This is a genomic window from Streptococcus parasanguinis, assembly GCF_001578955.1.
Lineage (GTDB): Bacteria > Bacillota > Bacilli > Lactobacillales > Streptococcaceae > Streptococcus > Streptococcus parasanguinis_U.
The window spans coordinates 479730-483408 of sequence record NZ_KQ969689.1; the positions used below are offsets into that span (position 1 = coordinate 479730).

General features: G+C 44.5%; 2 protein-coding genes. Both read left to right on the top strand.

All coding sequences use genetic code 11. From position 1 onward, the window contains the following. Window positions 1-16 precede the first annotated feature (16 nt). Window positions 17-1762 carry an ABC transporter ATP-binding protein gene (locus SPADD19_RS02255; protein ID WP_061455092.1) on the top strand — a complete coding sequence of 582 codons (1746 nt, stop codon included), beginning with the start codon at window positions 17-19 and terminating at the stop codon, window positions 1760-1762. After that, the gene (locus SPADD19_RS02260) at window positions 1752-3620 is read left to right on the top strand and encodes an ABC transporter ATP-binding protein (protein ID WP_061455093.1); all 1869 of its coding nucleotides are present in this window, start codon (window positions 1752-1754) and stop codon (window positions 3618-3620) included. Before SPADD19_RS02255 ends, SPADD19_RS02260 begins: the two co-directional genes overlap by 11 nt. Window positions 3621-3679 lie beyond the last annotated feature (59 nt).

Here is a 3679-nt window from a genome sequence, read left to right on the forward strand (position 1 = left end):
AACATTGGAGGTAATAATGATTCGATCCTTAATTTCCGAGATCAAAGAATTCAAGAAGCCCTCGTTTTTGGCTTCCTTGTTCATGGTCTTTGAAGTCATGTTTGAGATTTCGATTCCCTTTGTCATGGCGAGTCTTTTGGACCAAGGTGTTCAACAAAGAAACATGAACAATATTTTGTTTTACGGTGGGCTCATGCTGGTCTGTGCCTTTCTCTCCCTCTTTTGTGGGATGCAGTCTGCCCGTTATGGCGCCTATGCATCGGCTGGTTTTGCCAAAAACCTTCGTCGGGCTATTTTCAAAAAGGTTCAAACCTTCTCATTTGAGAATATTGATCAGTTCTCATCAGGTGGGTTAGTCACTCGGATGATGACGGATGTGACCAATGTGCAAAATGCCTATCAAATGGTCATCCGGATCTGTGTACGGGCACCTCTTAATTTGATCTTTGCTATTGTGGCTTGTTTTATGATCAATGCGGAAATGGCCATGATCTTTGTCTATGTGACCATCTTTTTGGCAGCTGTCTTAAGCATCATCATGAAGATTGTGTATCCGCTCTTCACAGAAGTATTTGAAGCTTATGATAATCTCAACAACAGCATTCAAGAAAACATCACCAATATGCGGGTGGTGAAGTCCTACGTTAAGGAAGCAGATGAAACGGTTAAATTCAAGAAGGCTTCTCGTCGAATTTATAACATGTTTATGAAGGCTATCCGTGTCGTTGTCTTGAGTAGCCCAGCTATGATGCTTTCCATGTATGCTTCTTTCCTTTTGATCTCTTGGATCGGGGCTCATCTGATCGTTGGTGGTCAACTCTCTACTGGGAATTTGACCTCTATGTTTAGCTACACCATGACCATTCTCATGTCGCTCATGATGTTTATGATGATCTTTGTCATGTTGTCGATTTCCATGGCCTCTGTCGAGCGGATCAATGAAGTCTTAACGACCAAAACGACGATTGACTCTCCAGAAAACGGGATCAAAGAAGTCGCTGATGGATCCATCAACTTTGAGGATGTGACCTTTGCTTATACCGATGAAAATGGCGATAAGACCCATGTCTTACAAGGAATTAATCTTTCCATTCGTTCAGGGGAAGTTATTGGGATCTTGGGAGGAACAGGATCAGGGAAATCAAGCTTGGTTCAGTTGATTCCTCGTCTCTATGATGTCGAGTCTGGTCGGGTGACAGTAGCAGGCCACGATGTCAAAGAATACGATCTTGATTCCCTTCGTAAGCAAGTGGCCATGGTTCTTCAGACCAATGTCCTTTTCTCTGGTACGATTAAAGAAAATATGCGCTGGGGAAATAAAGATGCGACGGATGAAGAGATCATCGCAGCTTGTAAGATTGCCCAAGCCGATGAATTTATTCAAGATTTCAAAGAGGGTTATGACACCATGATTGAGCGTGGGGGATCCAACGTCTCCGGTGGACAGCGCCAACGTCTTTGTATTGCGCGTGCCCTTCTCATGAATCCGAAGATCTTGATCTTGGATGATTCGACTTCAGCGGTCGATACCAAGACAGATAGTTTGATCCGTCAAGGATTGGCAACCAGCTTGAAAGAGACTACCAAAATCATAATTGGTCAACGGATTTCCTCTATTCAAGATGCAGATCGCATCATCGTGATGAATGATGGCCAAATCGATGCGATCGGTCGTCACGAGGAATTGCTTGCGACCAATGCCATCTACCAAGAAGTATACGAGATGCAAACACAAGGGAAAGGAGAAGCAGATGAAAACTAAGAAAAAAGCAAATCTAGGCTCTATCCTTCGCCTGCTCGACTTCCTTTGGAAAAACTACAAGGTATCCTTGATTGTTTCCTTTATCTTAATCATTCTATCGTCTCTTGCGACGGTCAATGTAACAGCTTCGATTCAGTCCTTGGTCGATGTCTATGTGGAGCCCATGCTGACAAGCAATAGCCATGATTTTGGACCGCTCTTGTCCTTCTTGACACGGGTTGGTTTGATCTGTTTGATCGGGGTACTTGCTAACTATGGCTTTACCTTGATTATGGCGACTGTTTCACAAGACTCACTTAGAAGTCTTCGAAATCAGTTGTTTGCCCGCATGCAAAAACTGCCGGTACGTTACTTTGATACCCACCAACACGGGGACATCATGTCTATCTATACCAATGATATTGATGCTCTTCGCCAAGCGATTGAACAATCCATTCCTCAACTCTTATCTTCAGCGATTACCATCCTTGGGGTAACGATTACCATGCTGACGGTTAGTCCGCTCTTGTTCTTAATTGTTCTTGTCATGGTTATCGTCATGGTCTTTATCATCAAGGATGTCTCTGGCAAGTCAGGTCGTTACTTTGGCGCCCAACAAAAGAACTTAGGGATTGAGAACGGCTTTATTGAAGAAATGATGTCTGGTCAAAAAGTGGTTAAGGCCTTTGTGCATGAAAGAGAAAGCATTGAAGATTTTGATCGGATCAATGACCAACTCTTTGAGTCTTCTTACCAGGCCAACCGCTATGCCAATGTCCTCATGCCAATTCTTGGGAACTTGGGAAATGTTTCCTTTGTTCTGACAGCCTTGATCGGTGGGCTCTTTGCGCTAAACGGCGTCGGTGGTTTAACCATTGGTGGTCTCATGGCCTTCTTACAATTGAACCGTTCCTTCACAGGTCCCATCGCCCAGGTCTCTCAACAATTGAACTTTGTCCTCATGGCCTTGGCTGGTGGAGATCGTGTCTTTGATCTTTTGGACGAAGAAGAAGAAGTCGACCAAGGAAAAGTGACGTTGGTCAATTATGAACTGGTCGATGGAGAAATGGTCGAAACTGATCAGAAAACCAACAAATGGGCTTGGAAACACCCACGTCCAAATGGGGATTACGAGCTTGTCAAGATGGTCGGAAATGTGGTCTTTGATGATGTTGATTTCTCTTATGATGGGAAGAAACAAATCCTTCATGGCATCAACTTGTACGCGGATAAGGGGCAAAAAGTGGCCTTTGTCGGAGCGACTGGTGCAGGAAAGACAACCATCACCAACTTGATCAACCGGTTCTATGATATCCAGTCAGGAATGATCACCTATGATGGGATCGATATTAAATTAATTGAGAAAGATTCTCTTCGTCGTTCCCTCGGAATCGTTCTTCAAGATACCCACTTATTCACTGGTACGATTGCGGAAAACATCGCTTACGGTCGTGCTGATGCAACACGGGAAGAAATCCTTGAAGCAGCTCGGATTGCCAATGTGGATTCCTTTGTCAAGCACTTGGATCAGGGCTATAAGACAGTCTTGACGGATGATGGGGCTGGTCTATCAAATGGTCAACGACAATTGATCGCCATTGCCCGTGCAGCCCTTGCCAATGCGCCAGTCTTGATTCTGGATGAAGCGACGTCTTCGATTGACTCACGGACAGAGAAGATGGTGCAAGAAGGGATGGACCGCTTGATGGAAGGTCGGACTGTCTTTGTTATCGCCCACCGTCTATCGACGATTGTCAATTCCGATGTGATTATGGTAATGGACCACGGACGCATCATCGAGCGAGGCAATCATGCTTCCTTGATGGCAGAACGTGGAACCTATTACCGCTTGTACACCGGTGGACTTGAAATTGATTAAAGAAAAAAAGCTTGAGCATTGGCTCAGGCTTTTTTGGCTTATGGATAATGACTTCTTAG

Excerpts from the sequence above, each read along its gene's own strand:
- SPADD19_RS02255 (WP_061455092.1), top strand. The coding sequence starts at position 17 with ATGATTCGATCCTTAATTTCCGAGATCAAAGAATTCAAGAAGCCCTCG.
- SPADD19_RS02260 (WP_061455093.1), top strand. The coding sequence starts at position 1,752 with ATGAAAACTAAGAAAAAAGCAAATCTAGGCTCTATCCTTCGCCTGCTC.